Raw genomic sequence first — 19,162 nt, 5'->3', positions numbered from 1 at the left:
CCGTCGCCATCCTCCGTTTGACGTCCACTCGGCCCTGCTGGAGCTTCACCAGACTCGTGGACCGTCGCGACAGTAGATAGGTTTCGGATCGCATCTGACCCCACCCGGTCGGGAGGGCGTGGCGAAGGGCCTCGTGCCATTGCCGCGGATGGTGGTCAAAGCTCCGCCAGCCCCAGCGCGGCCCGGCATCGACGGAGCGTGGATGCCCTGAACCTGCCGTCGCTGCGTCGCCATCGCGAAGCGACATCTCGGGACTCCCGCACGGCAAGGGTAAGACGGAGACGTTCACGCAGGAAAAGTGCACGGTGGCACGGGAAGGGAGGATGGGCCGGGGATGAAGCTTTCTTCATCGCCAGCACAAGGCAGTCGGCACCAGACACTCACGGAGGCGACGCCCACGAACACCCCTGCCATGCCGGAAAACGATCAACTGGAGCGACTGGTCCTGGCCGGGCTCGCCCTGACCTCGGAGGCGTCACTCGACGGCGTGCTGCACCGCGTCGTGGCGATCGCTGCCGAGGTGATCGGTGCGCTACACGGCCATCGGCGTCCTGGCGCCGGATGGTCGAGTCCTCGAGCGGTTCGTCACCCATGGCATCAGCGACCAGGAACGCGAGGCGATGGGCCCGCCTCCCGTGGGGCATGGCGTGCTCGGGCTCCTGCTGCGAGAGGGGCGCCCCATTCGCCTGCCCGATCTGGTGCGCCACCCCGCTTCCCACGGCTTTCCCCCGCATCACCCTCCCATGCACTCCTTTCTCGGCGTCCCGATCACCGGCCGCCGTGGCATCATCGGCAATCTGTACCTCACCGAGAAGCAGGGGAACGGCCAGTTCACCGCCGATGACGAGCACGTCGCCATCCTGCTCGCCGCCATGTCGGCGGCGGCGGTCGAGAACGCGCGCCTGCACGAAGAGAGCGCGCAGCTGCTGGCCGAAGTCCATCTCCTGCAACGGACCCGCGAGCGGTTCTTCGCGATGGTCAACCACGAATTGCGCAATGCCCTCGCCGCCGTGTATGGCTGGTCCGAGCTGCTGGTTCGCAAGCAGGATCGCGCGACGGCTCCGCGCGAGGCCTTCGAGGTGTATGACGCCGCCCAGCAGGCCATCGACCTGATCAGCGACCTCCTCGACCTGAGCCGACTCGACGAGGATCGGCTCAAGCCGGTCGTTCGGCGGGTCGACGCCGTCGCGCTGGCCCACCGTGCGGCCGGACGGGCGACACCCGCCGCCAGGCCAAAGTCGATCCGGCTGGCGATGGAGCTCGCGGAGGACCTGCCCACGATCGAGACCGACGCCAGCCGCGTGGAACAGATCCTGATGAACCTGTTGACCAACGCCATCAGGTACAGCCCCGCGGGACCCGGTGCGGCTCTCGGTCCGCCCCGAGGGCGCGATGGTCGCTATCTCGTGGAGGATGAGGGCCCCGGCATCCGCGAGGAGGAGGCGAGCGGATCTTCGACGTGTCGTGACCACCGCCGAAGGGGAGAAACAGGGGTCGGGCTCGGGCTGCCGCTCTCGCGACGATTGGCCCGCCTCCTGGGCGGGGACCTCGACACGATGCCCCGCGCTGGCGCCGGGCTCTTCCACCTCGACCTTCCGATTGCCCGGAAGTCCTCATGACCTGGAGCACCCACTCATGAAGCTGCTGGTCGTGGAAGACGAGCGGAAGGTTGCCTCCTTCATCAAGCACGGCCTCGAGGAAGAGGGATACACGGTGGACGTCGCGGTCGATGGGGAGGAGGCCACGCTGCTGGCCCATGTGGGCGACTAGACGCGATCCTGCTCGACGTGATGCTGCCGAAGAAGAACGGTTTCCAGGTGGCGATCGAGCTGCGGCGGGAGGGCCGAACCACGCCGATCCTCATGCTCACCTCCCGCGATGCCCCGGAGGACGTGGTCCGCGGGCTCGACGCCGGGGCGGATGACTATCTCTCCAAGCCGTTCCGCTTCGACGAGTTGCTCGCACGGCTGCGGGCGCTGACCCGTCGAGGCGGCGCACAGCGACTCGACGCGCTCCAGTATGACTGCGTGGGAATGGATCGATTGCAGCATCGAGCGACCGCCCATGGGACCCCGCTCGACCTCACGCCGAAGGAGTTCCAGCTGCTGGAGTTCTTCCTGCTGCACGCCGAAGAGGTGATCCGAAGAACCACCCTGCTCGAGAAGGTCTGGGACATTCACTTCCACGCAAGCTGAACGAAGCGGCCGGCGTGCCGCTCCTGCAGACGATGCGCGGGGTCGGCTTCTCCTCGTCGCGAGGCGGCGGACATGACGGCGCCGGGCGTCGCCCAGCCCAATCGTCGTCGCTTCTTCCGGCGACAACTGCTGCACTCGTCGTGTCGTTCGCCGCTCGCCTTCTCGCTGGTGATCGGCATGGTAGGCTACCGACACTTCGAGGGGATGAGCTGGCTCGACGCCTTCCTCAACAGCGCGATGCTGCTCGGCGGGATGGGGCCGGTGGCCGTGCAGCTCTCGGAATCCGGCAAGCTCTTCGCGGGGATCTACGCCCTTTATTGCGGTCTGGTGGTGATCGCCGTGACCGGCCTGCTGCTCGCCCCCGGGGTCCACCACCTGATGAAGAAGGTCGACTGGGAGGACCGCGACATCTGATTGGGTTGGCCCACCGGCCATCCTGCATCCATCGCGACCTCCATGGCGAACCGTCAGGGAGCACCCCTCCCCCTGGAGCCCCCCTGATGCTGTCTCGCCTCACCCAGACGTTGATCCTGGCCGCCAGCATCGCGGCGGCCAGCCCGCTTCCGGCACAACGGGACACCCTCCGGCGTGACACCCCGCTCGCCGCGGCCTCGCTCCGTGCCGACCTCGGCGTGCTTCGACGCGCGTACGAGACGCTCCACCCGGGCCTCTATCGCTACCGCACCCGCGATGATGTCGACAGGCGGTTCGAGGCGGTCGACCAGTACTTCGCCACCGACCGCACGGTGGCCGAGGCATTCCTCGCGCTGACGCGATTGACGGCCGCGATCCAGTGCGGGCACAGTTACCCGAACTTCTACAACCAGTCGAAGGCCATCCGGGAAGCTCTGTTTGAGGGGCAGGACAAGGTGCCGGTGGCCTTCCGGTGGCTTGGAGGCCGGATGATCGTCACCGCGGACCACGCCCCCGACGCCGACCTGCCGCGCGGCACCGAGATCCTCTCCATCAACGGCGTCCCCGCGCGCACCATCCTCGACTCACTAATGCCGCTCGCGCGCGCGGATGGCGGCAACGACGCCAAGCGCGTGGCCTACCTCGAGGTGCAGGGGCCGGAGCGCTTCCAACCATTCGATGTGCTGTACCCACTCGTCTTTCCCGTGCGGGAGCCGCGCTTCGCTCTGGTGGTGCGCCGACCGGGCACGACGGCGACGCGGCGCGTGGTTGTGGCGGCGTTGACCGCCGTCGAGCGGCGCGCGCAGGGTGGTGGCAGCGCCGAACCGGCCGAAGATGCCCCACTCTGGCGCTACGCAGAGGCGAATGGCATCGGGGTGCTCACGATGCCGACCTGGGCCACCTTCAATTCGAAGTGGAATGGGACGCGCTGGCTCGATTCGGTGCTCGATGCCGCGACGGCCCGCAAGCTTCCCGATCTCGTGGTTGACCTGCGGGCCAATGAAGGTGGCGTCGATGCCGGCAATCAGATCCTCGCGCGGTTGATCGACATCCCGCTCCAGTTGCCCATCTATCAGCGGCACGTGCGCTATCGCCGTGTGCCCGACGACCTCGCGCCGTACCTCGACACCTGGGATCCCTCCTTCCGCGACTGGGGGGCGGCAGCTGTCGGTCCGGTCGACTCCCTGTTCTATCGGTTGGTGCGCTTCGACGACACCAAGGACGGCGCCGACGTGATTGCCCCGGCTGCCACACGGTATCGTGGCCGCGTCTGGGTTCTCGTCGGCGCCGTCAATTCCTCGGCGACCTTTCAGTTCGCGCTGGCGGTCAAGGAGAGCGGTGTCGCGACCCTGGTGGGGCAGCCAACTGGCGGCAATCGTCGCGGCATCAATGGCGGCGCCTTCTTCTTCCTTCGGTTGCCGACGACGGGGCTCGAGGTCGACCTCCCGCTCATCGCCGGCTTCCCGACCACCCCGCAGCCCGACGCCGGCGTGGTGCCCGACATCCAGGTGACGCCGACGCCGCGCGACATCGCGGCGGGAATCGATGCCGAGATGCAGGCGGTGCGGCGGGCGATCGTCAGCCGAAGACGGTAGCCGTCCGCCCCGGCTCTCGGATCGCGACTACCTGCCGCGTCCGCCCGTCATCGATCAACGGCACCTCGCCGCCCTCGACCGGCGCGCCATCCACGGTGATGCGCATGTGGCCCGACACCAGCGCCTCGGGATTCCGCACCTCGATGTGGTAGTGGCTCGCGCCGAAGCGGTAGTCGATGGAGTACACGGGCCAGGCGGGTGGCGCCGTCGGCATGATCGTGAAGGCGTTGCCACGCTTCCGGAAACCGAGGATCCCTTCGAGGCCGACGCGGTACATCCAGCTCGCCGCGCCGGTGTACCAGGTCCATCCTCCGCGACCGAGCTGTCCGGCCACCGTATAGACATCAGCCGCCACGACGTACGGCTCGACCTTGTAGGTCGCGACCTCCTCCGGCGTCCGTGCATGCATCAGCGGGTTGAGCATCTGGAAGAGTTCGAAGGCGCGCGCGCCGCGGCCCTGTTCCGCCACGGCAAGTACCGCCCAGAGCGCCGCATGGGTGTATTGCGCCCCGTTCTCGCGCACCCCCGGCAGGTACCCCTTGATGTATCCGGGGTCGCTGGTGCCGCGATCGAACGGCGGGGTGAGCAGCATGATCAAGCGGCCGTCCTCGCGCACCAGCTGTTCTTCGAGGGCCCGCATCGCCCTGGCCTGACGCTCCGGCCGCGCCGCACCCGAGAGCACGCTCCAGCTCTGCGCAATGGCATCGATGCGACATTCCTCGTTGCTGGCCGAGCCGAGCGGGGTGCCGTCATCGAAGTAGGCACGCCGATACCAGTCGCCATCCCAGCCATGCAGTTCAACCGCCTCGACGTATGCGGTGGCCTGCGTGCGGAGCATCGCGGCTGCCACGTGGTCCTGGCGCGCGTCGGCGTGCGCGGCGAAGCCCCGGGCGACCGTGACCAGGAACCAGCCAAGCCAGATGCTCTCCCCGGTTCCCCCGACACCGACTCGGCTCATCCCGTCATTCCAGTCGCCCGAGCCGATGAGCGGCAGGCCGTGCGGCCCCTGGGTGGCGGCCTTGCGGATGGCCCGCAGGCAGTGCTCGTAGACGCTGGCGACCTCCCGGCTGATTCTCGGCTGATCGTACAGCTCGTCCTCGTGCGGTTCCAGCGCGCGCATGGTGAGGAACGGCACCATCTCGTCGAGCACCGCGCGGTCGCCAGTCACGCGGACATAGTGATCGACGACGTACGGAAGCCAGGCGAGGTCGTCCGAGAAGCGCGTCCTGGTCCCCCGGCCACTCTCCGCGTGCCACCAGTGCTGGACGTCGCCCTCCACGAATTGCCGCGCCGCCGCCCGCAGGATGTGCTCCCGCGCGATGGCTGGCTCGGCGTAGACCAGTGCCATCACATCCTGCAGCTGGTCGCGGAATCCGTACGCGCCACCACTCTGGTACAGCGCCGACCGCGCCCAGAGTCGACAGGCCAGCGTCTGATAGAGCAGCCAGCGGTTGAGCAACGCGTCGAACGAGGGCTCCGGCGTGGCAACCGTCACCACGGAGAGTCGCGCCGCCCAGGTGGCGTCGGCGAGGCCAAGGGCATCGTTGGCTGCGGTGGTCGTGGCCCAGGTCCCGACAGCGGCGCGCGCCTCCGCCTCGCTGCCAGTCGCGCCGAGCAACTTCACGATCTCCCGCGTTTCGCCGGGTGCCAGCGTGATCACGCACTGCAGCGCGGCGCACGGGTCCATGCCGGCGCCAGTCCGGCCATCCAGGGCGGGGCCAGTGCCCGGGCGCCCGGCGAGGGCAGCGGGATGGGCCACAGTGCCATTGGGCCCGAGGAAGGCCCGCCGATCGCCGGTGTGCGAGACCGCCGTATCACCCAGTGCACAGAACGCGACCTGATCGGCGAACTGCGGATCGAAGGGGTTGCGCGCCAGGATCGCGTTGAGCGCCGGAACGAATTCCGTGCGCACGTGGTGCTGCGTCTGCTCACGCCGCACGCCGAGAGTCCACTCGACATACGCCGTGACCGAGAGACGGCGGGACACCGTCCCGGTGTTGGTCAGGCGGAGACGCGACACCCGGACCGAGGTTCCCTCGACCATGCCAAGGGTCAGTTCGGTACTGATGTCCCGGTGCTCGTGCTGGAAGACCGACCGCCCCGGCGCATGCCGCACCACGTAGGCGATGTCGTCGCCGACCGGCGCCGGCGTCGCACTCCAGAGGTCGCCGCTCTCCTCGTCGCGGAGGTAGAGCACATCACTGATCGGGTCGCTGACCGGGTCATTGTGCCAAGGCGTGAGGCGATAGAAGTAGCTGTTGCCGGCCCAGGTGAAGCCGGCGCCTCGCTCGCTGACGACGAAGCCACCCAGCGGATTGGCGACCACGTTGACCCAGGGCGCCGGCGGCAGGTCGTCGCCCTGGACGCGAATCTGGTAGTCGTGCTGCGCGGTGAGGCCGCCGAAGCCGTTGTCCAGCTGCAGCGGCGGACCAGCAGCACCGCGCGATGGCAGGGCGCCCGCCCGCTCGGCGGGCCGGACCGCCGGCACTGGCGCCACGGCCCCCGACATCGGCACGCCGAGCCATTGCCGCATCCGGCTCCCGCGCGAGGCACGCTGGGTGGAGGAACGAGGCGCCGGAGCCCGCCGTTCCGGTTCGGCGGTCGGCGTGGCCTGCGCCTCGGTGGTGCCGTCACGAAGGATCGTCTCGAGCGACCGACCATCGCATGTGATCAGCACGCGCGCGGTGGTGCGCAGCATCAGGAGGTCGTCGGCGCCAAGTTGGTCGGCGCGCCGCAGGAAGACGCCGCCCGGACGATCGAGCACGGTGGCCTCACCGAGCGAGAACATCATCGCCGTGATGCTGTCGTTGACCGCCTGCAGGTAGGTGGACGCTTGCGCGTTCAGCACCACGAGGTCGACCATCATGCCGCGTCGGCGCCAGTAGTGGTGTGCCGCGAGGAGTTCGCGCAGGGTGGACATCCCCTCGTCGCCATCGATGATCGCGAGGAGAATGGGCCAATCCCCCGAGATGCCATGAGCCCAGAGGAGTGGCTGCGACCCGCGACTGCGGAAGAGCTCCTCCTGCGGCGCCCGAAATTGGCCCGTCGAGTAGAGCAGGTGCCCAGCCAGGTCCTGGAAGAGGGATGCTGCGAGCGGGGTCACCTGCAACTCGCGCAATTCGGCCTGTGTCGAGGTCCACGCCAGGTCGAGGGCGCGTTGCGCGGCGTGTGGATCGTGATAGCGACCCGCCAGCTCGAAGGCGCGTGCGCGGGTGGTCGCGACCAGGGTGGTGAAGGCCACCGAGCCGGACTGCCCGGGCGCCAGCCGGATCCGGATCCGAATGGCGAAGACCGGGTCGAGCACCGGGCCGGTGGTCCCCTGAGAGCGGACCATCGACCTGCGAGTGCCGCCGGGTCGCGCAGCGTGCGGCCACGCCCGAGGAAGCGCGCCCGATCACTCTCGCAACTGACGGTGCCGACCTGCTCGGCACTGGTCGCCACCACGTGGACGCACCAGTGCACCGCATCGGTTGCCGCGCGCGGGCGGCGCGTCGCGGTGATGGCGCTGCACCAGGGATGCCATTCCGTCTGGACGAAGAGCGAGGAGAACGCCGGGTGTGCCCGATCGGAGGCGCCCGGTGCCAGGACGATCTCCCCGTAGCTCGTCAGCTCGATCTCATGCGGCACGTCGCCGTGGTTGGTCAGCGTCACCCGGCGCACTTCGGCCGAGTCGTCCGGCACGACCGCGATCTCAGTACGACTCTCGATGTCGCCATCGCCACGATGGAAGGTGACGCGGTCGCTGGCAAGGGTCGCGTGGCTCCAGTCCGCGGGGATGCACATCGGCTGGTGCGTCGCCGACCAGCGCCGATCGGTCGTGAGATCCCGCAGGTAGCAGAACTGCCCGGTCGCGTCGCGCGTGGCATCCGCGCGCCAGCGCGTCACGGCCAGCGCCTCGTAGCGGCTGTAGCCACCCCCCCCGCTGCTGACCATGATGGTGTACGGAAGCCGCCCGAGCAGCGCCACGCGCGGCGGGCCGAGGTCGGGGTCGGTGATGGTCCGGATCGACGGCCGGTCGGCGTCGGCCGCTGGCCTGGCCTCGGCGGTTTGCGCCGACTGCGTGGGCTGCAGCGCGACGCGCCGCGGAATCCGTTCGTGCAGCAGGAGCTCGGCCCCCTGCACGAGCGGGTCGGCGTGGAAGCGCCGTTGCCAGACGTCGCCGCGCAGCACGTTGGTGAAGGCGACCAGGCCCATCCCCACGTGGTGCGCCATGAATGACTGCACCACCGCGAGTCGCTCGCCGGGAACGGGACGGGTGTAATCGATGGCATCCCGGAAGCCGTATCGGCCGATCGCCCCCTCGCGCTCGAGGAGACGAAGATTGGCCAGCGCGCGCGGCGCGTCCACCTGCATCGCGAGCGCCGACGCGTAGGGCGCGACGACCAGGTCGCGACCAAGCCCGCGCTTGAGGGCCAGGTCGGGAACGCCGAAGGCACGGTACTGGTAGATGAAGTGCCGGTCGCGGAGGTTGTAGGCGCTCTCGCTGATTCCCCAGGGGACGCCGTGCGACGCCCCGTGGGCGACCTGCCTGGCCACGGCGCCACGACAGCTCTGGTCCAGCAGCGTCGACGGGAACGCGCGCATCACCAGCGACGGCATCAGGTACTCGAACATGCTCCCGCTCCACGAGACCAGCGCGGTCGCTCCCGACGCGCGGGTGAGCGTCCGTCCGAGGCGGAACCAGTGCTCCACCGGGACGTCATTCTTGGCGATGGCGAAGAAAGAGGCGAGGCGTGCCTCGGAGGCGAGCAAGTCGTACGACGACGGATCGAGTGCATGACTCCCTTCCTGATAGCCGATCGACAGAAGCTGCCGCTCCTTGTCGTACAGGAAGCCGAACTCCATCGCCATCGCGAAGCCGTAGGCCTGCTCGGCGATCGCCTCGAGCCGCGCCTGACAGTCACCTGTGCCGGCGAGGGCGAGGCAGCCCTGCCGGAGCGCCACCAGGTGCCCCGCGAAGTTTCCGCTGTCGACCGTCGAGATGTACGCCGGCGGCAGGACCGTGAGCGTGTGGAGATCGTACCAGTTGTAGAAGTGGCCACGATAGCGCGCCATCTCCCGGAGCGAGGCGAACGTCGCCTCGAGCCGGCCCGTCATCACCTCGAGGGAGATGAGGCCGAGCTCGTGCGCGCTCACCGTCGCGAGCAGTTGCAGGCCGATGTTGGTTGGCGACGTCCGCATGGCGATCGCCGGTTCCGGATCGTCCTGGAAATTGTCGGGCACCAGCCAGTGGGTCTCGGCCGTGACGAAGCGCTCGAAGTACGCCCAGTGCAGCGCGGCATAGCGCTCCAGATCGGGACGGTCGCTTGGCCGAAGCTGCGGTTCGACGTGTTGCGTCGCGCTCAACCGCCAAGTGGCCACCGGCGCCGCGGCCCAGAGGAGCAGCAGCGGAACAATGCCGACCACCAGGGCCGTGCCGTCCACGCCGTGTCGGATCGCCACCCACGCGGCGAGCGCGACGAGGGCGGCGGTGGCGGTCAGGGCGGGCGCCATGGCGCGCCAAGTGGCATCGAGGCTGTCGGCCGTGCCCTGCTCCGCCTGGGACGCGGTCTGCCACTGAAGGAGGAAGCGGTGCGAGATGCCGAGCCGGTAGAGCGTGCGCCCGATCGCATCGACTGAGGTCCAGGCCTGGTGCGGCAGGACGGCCACCGCGATCGCCAGCTGTTGCAGCGAGGTCAGTGCGTCGCGACCAACCGCGCCATAGTAGGCCCGCCACGAGGCATCGAGCGGTGGGCGCAGGGCGGCCAGCAGCAGTGCCATGAGCCAGGGGGCCGCGATCGCGCCGAGGGCGAGCAGCGTCCAGCGGAGCGGCGTGACCGGCACCACCGCCCATCCCACGATGAGCATCACGAGCAAGGCAATCTCGACGATGCTGCGGCGAAGGTTGTCGACGATCTTCCAGCGCGACAGCCAGGGGAGGCGGTTTCGTTCGCGGCCTCCGGGGCTCGGTACCCAACGGCGCAACCAGGAGAGCAGCTGCCAGTCGCCGCGGATCCACCGGTGCTTGCGACGCGTCCAGGTCAGGTATCGTGTCGGGTAGTCGTCGTAGACCGTGATGTCGGTGACCAGCCCCGCGCGGGCGTGGTTCCCCTCGATCAGGTCGTGCGAGAGCAACGTGTTCTCGGGGAAGCGGCTGCCGGTCGCCCGCTCGAAGATGTCGAGGTCGTAGATCCCCTTCCCGGTGAAGGAACCCTCGCCATAGAGATCCTGGTACACGTCCGACACGGCGGTCGTGTACGGGTCGACGCCGGGATGTCCCGAGTGGATCGCGGCGAAGTGCGACGCGTGCGCGCTCGGCAGGGACACGGCGACGCGCGGCTGCAGGATGCCGTAGCCGCGCACGACCCGGCCGCGGTCGGCGTCGTACACCGCGCGGTTGAGTGGATGCGCCAGTGTCCCGATGAGGAGCGGGGCGGCGTCCGGCGGCAGCATCGTGTCGGCATCGAGCGTGATGACGTATTGCACCTGCCGCAGCGCCATCATGTTGCCGATCGTCTCGCTGAAGGCGCCATGGTCGTCGCCACGGACGAAGCGATTGAAATCGCCAAGCTTGCCGCGCTTTCGTTCCCATCCCATCCAGACGCCCTGGGCCGCGTTCCACTGGCGGGGGCGATGGAGGAGGTAGCAGGCGTCCTCGGTGTCGGGCGCGTAGCGCGCGTTGAGACGGCGGATCCCCGCGGTCGCCGCGTCCACGATCGCGGTGTCGCCGTCGACCACTTCCGTGGCCGCATCGGTGAAGTCGCTCAGCAGCGCGAAGTGGAGGTTCGATTCGCGATTGGCCAGGAACTGCACCTCGAGATTCTCCAGCGCGTCCTCGACCGCGGCGACGCTGTCGAAGAGGGTGGGAATCACCACCGCGGTGCGGCAGCCGTCGGGAATGCCGTGTTCGCGGAAGTCGAGCTTCGCGAGGACCCGCGGCGGCAGGACCGCCGTGACGAGCTGATTGAGCGCGTTCACGGCGACATCGATCGCCGGCAGCAGGGTCAGCAGGACGAGCACGGGCCAGTCGGGTGCGCGGCGGGCTCCGCCAGCCAGAGGACCGCGGCCACGGCGGCACACGCGGCGGCCACGAGGCCGCTGGCGAACACCGCCGTCGGATGGCGGCAGACCCAGCGATGCAACGCCTCCCGGGGGCCGGCCCGGTACCCGGTGCGCTCGACCAGGTGACGCCAGCCGTGATCGACGAGGTAGTAGCCCACGTGCCGGCGGCAGTCATCGGCCGCGCCGGACTCCGCCTGCTCGGCCAGGGCGATGGCGTGCGCCGCCACCACCTCCTCGCGCAGCCTCGTTCGCTTCGCGATCCGCTCCACTTCGTGGCGATACCAGTCGCGCGTGGCGAAGGTCATCCGCGGATAGTCGCCCGACGGATCGCCGCGCAGCACGGCATCCATCACGCTCTGCTGCTCGACCAGGTCGCGCCAGTTGATCTGCGCAATCGCCCGCATCGAGGTGATGCTGTTGGCCATCATCAACTGCGTGAGCGCCAGCCGCTGCGTCGCCTGAGCGTCGGCCTCCTCGGCGGGGAGGCCGTGATCGCCGATCCACGCCTCCAGGCGGGCCAGCGGCGGAAACGCGCCGCGGCTCGCGCGAAGCTGGCGCAGGAGGCGCGAGATGAAGACGGCCGAGAGCACCGGGGGTTCGGCGACGAATTCGCCCAGTACTTCGCGGAGGGCCTCGGGGCGTTCCTCGTCAGCGGCAAGGATCCGCGCCACCCACGCATCGGCGCCGCCGATCTCGTCGAGACGCTGCACCGTCCGGAGCGCCATGCGGCGCACGCTCTCCAGCAGGCCGAGGCGGAGCATCGCGGGGATGGCCCAGAGCTCGCCGATCGCCAGCGGGGTTGCCTCCTGGAAGGCACCCAGCACGAGCGCGATGTTCTCGGCGTCGAGCCGCCCCTCGCTGTGCGAAATCAGGAGGATCGCCAGCTCGTAAACGCGCGGATAGCCCGCCAGCGGGCCACTCGCGAGTTCGGGCAGCTCACGGTAGTACCCGCGTGGCAGCGTGGTGCGCACCTCGCGCATCTGCTCCTGCACGACGTGATAATTGTCGAGCAGCCATTCGCCGGCGGGAGAGATGTCGACGTCGTCGGCGACGGTCATCAGCCGAGCATGCGCGTCGTCGAGAATGTGGCGCGTGTCGTCGAGGCGCGCGAGGAGGCGGGGTGTCGTGCGCGGACGGCGGGCCTTGGTCAGTCGCTGGGCACGGGCCGCATCACGAACCCGGGCCGCGAGGTGCTCGCTCCCCAGCAGCTCGCCGCGGATCGGCCCGGCGAGCATCTCGTCCTGCCCATCCGGCGACCGGAAAAGCCGCGCCAGAAAGCGCGGCGGGAAGGTGATATTGATGACAGCGACCTCGGGTGGCGGGTAGCGGGAAATGGCGGTCAGCGGTGCGCCGACATGTCTCCCCCGTCGCCTCTGGCGCAGGCTTCGCAAGATAGTCCGGCGTCCCGAGTGGGGGGCGCGGCACATGTCCGACGCTCCATCGTCTGATGGAGACGTCTGACCGGCCGATAACGCGACTGTGTGCCCCGGCCGTGCATCCTTCGGGGAGTCGCCCATCCTCTTCTTACCGGAGCTGCCTCGCCATGCGTCGTCCCCTGCTGCTTGCCGCCCTCCTCCTCCTCCCGGGCGCCCTCGCCGCCCAGTCCCATCCCCTCGTCGGGACGTGGAACGTGACCGTCCCCGCCGGGATGCGGATCGGCCCCGAGGGCCCCACCGCCATCATGGCCAAGGGGAGCTTCGCCTTCTCGGTGGTCGGCGATTCGATCATCGGGATGCTGAAGAACGACCCGATCGAAGGCCAGCCGGAGCGCCCGGCCAAGCGGGTCGCCGCCAAGCTCACCGCTGGCGCGGTGACCTTCGTCTCCATCGGCGAGGCGAAGATGAACATGAATGGCGAGGAGATGGTGCGGACCTCGATCAGCACCTATCGCTTCGAGGTCGACGGCGACACGCTGAAGGGAACGCTCGAACGGAACATCGAGGGGCTGAACCTCGACATGGGTGGGGCCCAGCCGATTACGGGGACGAGAGCGAAGGGGTGAACGGTGAACAACGGCCGTGAAACGTAAAAGGTGAAACGGAGTCAGTGGGGCACCCGTTTCACCTCTTACGTCTCACGTCTTGCCGCTTACCGTTCACCTTCTGAACAAATACGCCACCTTCACAAACAATCCATCCTCCGTCCGCTCCAGCGCGCGGAAGGTCAGCGGCCGGTCGCCGCGCAGCGTCGAGCCGTAGCCGAGGAAGGCGACGGTGCCGGGCGTCGGCTCGTAGGACGCGAGCCAGTCGACGCGGAGGCGGTCGGTCTGCCGAGCAGGCGAGGCGCTGCCGTTGATCAGGATGGGATCCCCGGAGACGGGATCGATCAGCATCGACTGCCGTTCGCTGCGGTACTCCCCCACCATGCGGAAGAAGAGCGACCGGTTCGGCTGCACCTCGACCTTGAGGCGCGGCAGGACCGTGCGCGCAAACTCGCTGCCGTCACGCTTCCGTTCGAGCTTCTGCACCGCGAGCGTCCCGAAGACGCGCACTGCCGGCGACGGGCGCATGGTGATCGACGCCGTGGCCGACGTTCCGCGCGCCTCGGCGGCTTCGGGGAAGATCGCCTTGGTACCGCGCTCGACACGCAGCGAGCCCTGCCAGAGCCGCCAGGTCGGCGTGGAGATCGACAGGGAGGCGCCAAGCGCATCGTAGATGCCGGAGGAAAGCGGGAACGGCTGCGGGACGGCGCCAAGGCCGACAGTGGTTCGATCGACCGTGTAGTTGGCATACGCGGCAGGATCGAAGCGCACAAAGGCCAGTTCGCCCCGGCTGCTCAGATTCCATCCGCCGCGGAGCCGCATCGAGGCGTTCAGCTCCTGGCCGCCCTCGAGTGCCTTGCCGCCGAGTTCGCTGTAGCGGTAGATCCGCGAGATGCCGCCGAACACGGTCGCCTGCTCGACCAGCGCGCCGCGCGAGCCGTAGACCGAGTAGCGATTGAAGGCGCGCGCCGTCGCGATGCCGGTCCGATTGACGAAGCCGCTCCACGTCTCGAAGTCATTGCCAATCGCGGTGATCTTGTAGTTGAAGCCGAAGGCGCGGCCGGTGCGGTCGACCTCGAGATCCCAGAGCGGATCGGAACGGAACTTGTCGGAGCGGTCGTCCTTGGTGAACGACGCGCCCAGCTGCCCCTGGAAGTAGTAGAGCTTGTTGAAGACGATCCGCGTGTCGGCGGAGATGACCCGATTGTGATGGCCATCCTCGTCCCGGTTGGTGAGGGTGATCCCGGCCACGGAGTTGTCGCCGACATCGCGGCGCAGTCGGGTCAGATTCGCGAGACTGCGCGTGTCGGCGGTCGCGCTGCCGTCACGCGCCGCGCCGAACTCGTCGAGCGCCGTCAAATGGGCGACCGTCCACGCGCCGTACTTGCCGGTCACCTTGCCGCCTGCGAGCGGATTCGCCACGGTGCGGGTGTAGACCAGGTTGTTCGGCGAGGCGAAGAGTTCGATCCCCTCGAGGAAGAAGGGGCGCCGCTCCGGGAAGAAGAGGGCGAAGCGTTCGTTGATCGTCACCAGCCCGGCGTCGGACTCGACCTGCGAGAAGTCCGGATTGATGGTGCCGTCGAGTGTCACCTGCGTGAAGCCCAGCCGGAAGTTGCCGCCGATTTCGGTGCGCACGTCGCCGCGGTCAAAGCTGCCGTTCGACGACCTGGTCCCCGGCAGTTCCGCCGTCAGCGTCGGCTGGAGTTCGGTGACGACCCCGCGCTTGATGTCATGGATCCCGGTGATCGTACCAGCCTGCCCGAGAAACGAGGCGCTGGCGCGGCGAACATCGGTCCAGGTGTCGTCGTACCCCGTGCGGCGCGTCGTGCGCTGCACGTTGAGTCCCCACGTCAGCATCTCCCCGCCACCCCAGCGCAACGACTTGAAGGGGACGCGAATCTCGGCCACCCAGCCGAAGTCCGTCTTCATCCCCTTGCTCTGCCAGAGGAAATCGGGATTGCGGTCGGTGCTCCCCGACATGCCACTGCTGGTGGAAAAGCCGCCCTCGCTCCTGACCCCATCGTCCTGGATGCCGTAGGGGTTCACGCCGAAGAAGTAGGCACGGCGACGGTCGTTGAAGGTGTCGAGGAAGACGGTGACCTGATCGTCGCTGCCGATGTTGTCGCGGTCGGAGACGGTGGCCCGCACCCCTTCAGGGACCCGGTCGTAGGCCAGGACGCCGAAGTGGATCGCCGTGGGCGAGTACCAGACCAGCACCACCGTCGAGTCTTCGGCCGGGCGCGAGTCCACCGGCTGGAACTGATGAAAACCATCGAGCCGGGTCGCCTGCCGCCAGACCGCCTCATCCAGACGGCCGTCGATCACCACCTCGGCCTCGACCCGTGGTGGCGTCACGGCATGGGTCGGGGACTGCGCCGGGAGCAGCGCGGGGAGCAGCAGGGCGGCGGGGAGGAGGAATTTCATGGGGCGAAGATAGTGGAGCGAACGGCGGACGGCGAACGGCGAACGGCGGTGTCGGGAGGAGATCTTCCCTCGACACCGCCGTTCGCTGTTCGCTGTTCGCTGATCGCCGATTACTCGTACCGCAACGCCTGGATCGGATCGAGGCTCGCGGCGCGCCGCGCCGGCCAGAGGCCGAAGAAGAGGCCGACCAGCGCCGAGAAGGCGAAGGCGACGCCGACGGCGACCGGCGAGATCACCGTGCTCCAGCCGAGCTTCTGCGAGACGATCGACGAGGCGCCCCAGCCGAGCAGGATGCCGACGAGACCGCCGGCGAGGCAGAGCACCAGCGCCTCGATCAGGAACTGGCCCATGATCGTGAACTTGGTGGCACCGAGCGCCTTCCGGATGCCGATCTCCTTGGTGCGCTCGGTGACCGAGACCAGCATGATGTTCATGATGCCGATGCCGCCGACCAGCAGCGAGACGCCGGCGATCGCGAGGAGCAGGAGCGAGAAGGTCTCGGACGTCTGCTGCTGCGTCGCGAGGAACTCCTTCGGCGAGACGATCTGGAAGTTGTTGTCGGCGCCCGGGCGGATCTTGTGCTCGCGGCGCATGATCCGCTCGGCCTCGACCATCCCCTGCTCCATCGGCACCTTGTCGCGGACGACGACGGCGATCGAGCGGAGCCGGTCGGTGCCGAAGACGCGGTAGCGCGCGGTGTTCAGCGGGATCAGGATCTGCTCGTCCGGATTCTGCCACCCCTGCGAGCCCTTCGACGACAGCACGCCGATGACCTCGAAGCGCAGCTTCCGGATCAGGATCTGCTGGCCGATGATGGCGCCCGCGTTGACGTTCAGCATCTTCGGCACGTCGGAGCCGACGACGGCATAGAGCTGCCGCGCCGCATCATCGCCATCGGTGAACATCCGGCCGGTGGTGATGGTGTAGTTCCGCGCCTTGGGATAGTTGGCCGTGGTGCCGACGATCGAGGTGTTGATGTTCGTCGACACCAGCTGGACCTGCTGGTTCTTCTGCAGCTCCGGGACGACCTCGCTCAGCGTCGTCGCGTCACGCCGCAGCGCCTCGTAGTCGGCCACGAGCAATGCCGCGCGATCCTGCGTCGCCACGCCGCGGTTCATCCCCTGGCCGGCGTTGATCTGCACCAGCGAGGCGCCGAGCGAGTTGATCTTGTCCTCGACGGCCTTCTGCGCCCCGGTCCCCATCGCCACGACGGTGATGACTGCCGCGACGCCGATGATCACGCCGAGCATGGTCAGCAGGGCCCGCAGCTTGTTGGCCCGGATCGAGGCCAACGCGACTCGAATCGTCTCGCCGATCAGCATATCAACGCCCTCCGGGCTTCGCGCCACCAGCCGCCGGCGTCGCCCCACCCTTGCCCGCCCCACCAGCGGCCGGCGCCGCGGTGTTCGACTGGCCCGGGAGGCCGCCGCTCATGGACTTCATCCGGTTCTGCAGGTTCTGCTGGCCCTGGATCAGCGAGGCGCTCGGCAGCATGAGCACCATGTCGCCTTCCTTGAGCCCGCTCTTCACTTCCGAGTAGTCGAGGTCGGTCAACCCGGTCTTGATGTACACCGGCGTCGGCTTCCCGTCGCGCTGCACGAAGACGATGTAGGTGCCGCCGCTGAAGGCGTCGCCGTTGCCGCCGCCGCGTCCACCCCGGCCACCCGTCTGCCCGCCGGCGCCGCCGCGGCCGGTCTGCCCACCCGCCGCGCCACGCTGGCCGGTGGCCCCCGCCGCGGCCTTCGGATCCGTCGCCGGCTTGGCGTCGACCGGTGCGCCACCCTTGCCCTGCAATTCGAGCGCGCCATCGGGGCTCGGCGTGCCGGCCGGCGGCGCCGCCGCGGCCTTGGCCGCTTCGAGCATCGTCTTGAAATCGGCCTCGGCCAGGCCAAGCACCGTGGCCGCGCTGGCCACGTCACGCTCGGTCCGCAGCGCTGCGTTCGGCACCGCGAGCACGTCACGCCGCTCGCCGACGCCGATCCGGACGTTGGCGCTCATCCCTGGCTTGAGCAAGCCGTCCTTGTTGTCGATCCGCACCAGCACCGGGAACATCGTCACGTTCTGGATGGTGTCGGCCTGCGGCTCGATCTTGAGCAGCTCGCCCTTGAACGGCCGGTTCGGATAGGCGTCGACCGTGACGTTCGCCTCGAGCCCGACGCGCAGCTTGCCGATGTCGGTCTCGTCGACGAAGGTCTTGACCTGCACCAGGGTGAGGTCGGCCATCTTGAGGAGCACGGTGCCGCCGCCAACGTCGCTCACCGGCGACGAGATGACGGTGCCGCGCTCGACGTTCTTGGCGATGATCGTCCCGTTGATCGGGGCGCGCACCTCGGTGTCCTCGAGCGCGATCTTGGCGTTCTCGAGGTCGATGGTCGACGAGATGACCGCGGCCTTCGAGTTGGCGACGTCGAGTGTCGTGGTCTCGAGTTCCTGCTCGGTGATCGCCCGCGACGCGAAGAGCTCCTTGGCCCGGCGCAGCTGCGCCTCGGCGTTCCGGAGCCGCGCCGTCGCCACTTCCGCCGCCGCTTCCGCCTGCGACACCCGGTTCTGCGGGACGCGCCGATCGACGCGCGCCAGCAGGGCGCCACGCCGGACCAGCTGCCCCGTCTCGACCGCGAGGTCGGTGATCTCGCCGGAGGCGCGCGACTTCACGTCCACGATCGTGTCGGGATTGATCGCGCCGGCGGCCTGCGCCGTCACGATGATGTCGCGCTTGCCGATGGCCACGGCCTCGTAGACCGGCGCCGGCTCTTCCTTCTTGCAGGCGGTGGCCGTCACGAGGGCAAGGACGGCGAGGAGGCGGATGGGCTGCTTCACTTTAGTGCTTCTCCATGCTGCTCGCGTCGCTGGCCACCTTGCCGTCCCGGAGGACGATCTGGCGCTTGGCGTGCGCGGCAATATCAGGTTCGTGGGTCACGAGAATGATCGTCTGCCCCTGCTGGTGCAGGGTCTCGAACAGCGCCATGATCTCGACCGAGGTGGCCGAGTCCAGGTTGCCGGTCGGTTCGTCCGCCAGGATGATCGACGGACGGTTCACCAGCGCGCGGGCGATCGCCACGCGCTGGCGCTGCCCGCCCGACAGCTCGTTCGGGCGGTGGTGCATGCGGTTGCCGAGGCCGACCTGATTCAGGGCCTCTTCCGCCCGGCTCCGGCGCTCCTTCGAGGAGGCGCCGGCGTAGACCATCGGCAGTTCGACGTTCGCCAGCGCCGAGGCACGCGGCAGCAGGTTGAACGTCTGGAAGACGAAGCCGATCTCCTTGTTCCGGATCCGGGCCAGCGCGTCGTCGTCGAGGTCGCTCACCCGGTAGCCGTTCAGCCAGTACTCGCCTTCGCTCGGCGTGTCGAGACAGCCGATCATGTTCATCATCGTGGACTTGCCGGAGCCCGACGGGCCCATGATCGCGACGAACTCGTTCTTCCGGATCGTCATGTCCACGCCCTGCAGCGCGCGGACCACCTCGGTGCCCATGACATACTCGCGCTTGAGATTGCGGGTCACGATGATCGCATCC

At 68.7% G+C, this 19,162-nt stretch carries 10 protein-coding genes and 2 pseudogenes; 5 read left to right on the top strand and 7 right to left on the bottom strand.

Annotated elements, in window-relative coordinates; translation table 11 throughout:
• Window positions 1–527: 527 nt before the first annotated feature.
• The 4 genes and pseudogenes from IPP98_04485 to IPP98_04470 all read left to right on the top strand — a co-directional run bounded on the left by IPP98_04485 (window position 528) and on the right by IPP98_04470 (window position 4,204).
• Window positions 528–1,619 (top strand): GAF domain-containing sensor histidine kinase, encoded by a 1,092-nt coding sequence (locus IPP98_04485; protein ID MBL0178370.1) that lies wholly within the window; start codon window positions 528–530, stop codon window positions 1,617–1,619.
• A gap of 16 nt (window positions 1,620–1,635) precedes the next feature.
• Window positions 1,636–2,245: pseudogene (locus tag IPP98_04480) on the top strand (response regulator transcription factor).
• A gap of 154 nt (window positions 2,246–2,399) precedes the next feature.
• The gene (locus IPP98_04475) at window positions 2,400–2,609 is read left to right on the top strand and encodes a hypothetical protein (GenBank protein ID MBL0178369.1); all 210 of its coding nucleotides are present in this window, start codon (window positions 2,400–2,402) and stop codon (window positions 2,607–2,609) included.
• A gap of 86 nt (window positions 2,610–2,695) precedes the next feature.
• Entirely contained in the window at window positions 2,696–4,204 is a 1,509-nt protein-coding gene (locus IPP98_04470; protein ID MBL0178368.1) for a peptidase S41, read from the top strand.
• Here IPP98_04470 and IPP98_04465 read toward each other — a convergent pair.
• The 3 genes and pseudogenes from IPP98_04465 to IPP98_04455 form a co-directional block, all read right to left on the bottom strand.
• The gene (locus IPP98_04465; GenBank protein MBL0178367.1) at window positions 4,188–7,538 is read right to left on the bottom strand and encodes a hypothetical protein; all 3,351 of its coding nucleotides are present in this window, start codon (window positions 7,536–7,538) and stop codon (window positions 4,188–4,190) included. The genes IPP98_04470 and IPP98_04465 overlap by 17 nt on opposite strands.
• Before the next feature lie 809 nt (window positions 7,539–8,347).
• Window positions 8,348–10,780 (bottom strand): annotated as a pseudogene (locus IPP98_04460) (DUF3131 domain-containing protein).
• A gap of 407 nt (window positions 10,781–11,187) precedes the next feature.
• A complete protein-coding gene (locus IPP98_04455; protein MBL0178366.1) occupies window positions 11,188–12,636 on the bottom strand; it encodes a hypothetical protein in 1,449 nt (482 codons plus the stop codon).
• Window positions 12,637–12,788: 152 nt separating this feature from the next.
• On the opposite strand from IPP98_04455, the gene IPP98_04450 reads away from it, so the two are divergent.
• On the top strand, window positions 12,789–13,247 hold the full coding sequence (locus IPP98_04450) for a hypothetical protein (GenBank protein ID MBL0178365.1): 459 nt from the start codon (window positions 12,789–12,791) through the stop codon (window positions 13,245–13,247).
• 93 nt (window positions 13,248–13,340) lie between these two features.
• Here IPP98_04450 and IPP98_04445 read toward each other — a convergent pair whose 3' ends face one another.
• The 4 genes from IPP98_04445 to IPP98_04430 all read right to left on the bottom strand — a co-directional run bounded on the left by IPP98_04445 (window position 13,341) and on the right by IPP98_04430 (window position 19,155).
• Window positions 13,341–15,650 carry a carbohydrate binding family 9 domain-containing protein gene (locus tag IPP98_04445; protein ID MBL0178364.1) on the bottom strand — a complete coding sequence of 770 codons (2,310 nt, stop codon included), beginning with the start codon at window positions 15,648–15,650 and terminating at the stop codon, window positions 13,341–13,343.
• Window positions 15,651–15,760: 110 nt separating this feature from the next.
• Window positions 15,761–16,966, bottom strand: coding sequence for an ABC transporter permease (locus tag IPP98_04440; GenBank protein MBL0178363.1), 1,206 nt, complete (start codon window positions 16,964–16,966; stop codon window positions 15,761–15,763).
• Window positions 16,967–16,973: 7 nt separating this feature from the next.
• Window positions 16,974–18,467 (bottom strand): efflux RND transporter periplasmic adaptor subunit, encoded by a 1,494-nt coding sequence (locus tag IPP98_04435; protein MBL0178362.1) that lies wholly within the window; start codon window positions 18,465–18,467, stop codon window positions 16,974–16,976.
• 1 nt (window position 18,468) lies between these two features.
• Complete coding sequence (locus IPP98_04430; protein ID MBL0178361.1) at window positions 18,469–19,155, bottom strand: ABC transporter ATP-binding protein; 687 nt, start codon at window positions 19,153–19,155, stop codon at window positions 18,469–18,471.
• Window positions 19,156–19,162: the final 7 nt, after the last annotated feature.

The sequence above is a fragment of the Gemmatimonadota bacterium genome (genome assembly GCA_016720805.1).
Classification (GTDB): Bacteria; Gemmatimonadota; Gemmatimonadetes; order Gemmatimonadales; family GWC2-71-9; genus Palsa-1233.
This window is presented reverse-complemented; position numbering and strand designations above follow the sequence as displayed.

Coding starts and splice junctions, on each gene's coding strand:
- IPP98_04465 (MBL0178367.1), bottom strand. CDS start 7,538: ATGGTCCGCTCTCAGGGGACCACCGGCCCGGTGCTCGACCCGGTCTTC.
- IPP98_04475 (MBL0178369.1), top strand. CDS start 2,400: ATGAGCTGGCTCGACGCCTTCCTCAACAGCGCGATGCTGCTCGGCGGG.
- IPP98_04450 (MBL0178365.1), top strand. CDS start 12,789: ATGCGTCGTCCCCTGCTGCTTGCCGCCCTCCTCCTCCTCCCGGGCGCC.
- IPP98_04470 (MBL0178368.1), top strand. CDS start 2,696: ATGCTGTCTCGCCTCACCCAGACGTTGATCCTGGCCGCCAGCATCGCG.
- IPP98_04445 (MBL0178364.1), bottom strand. CDS start 15,650: ATGAAATTCCTCCTCCCCGCCGCCCTGCTGCTCCCCGCGCTGCTCCCG.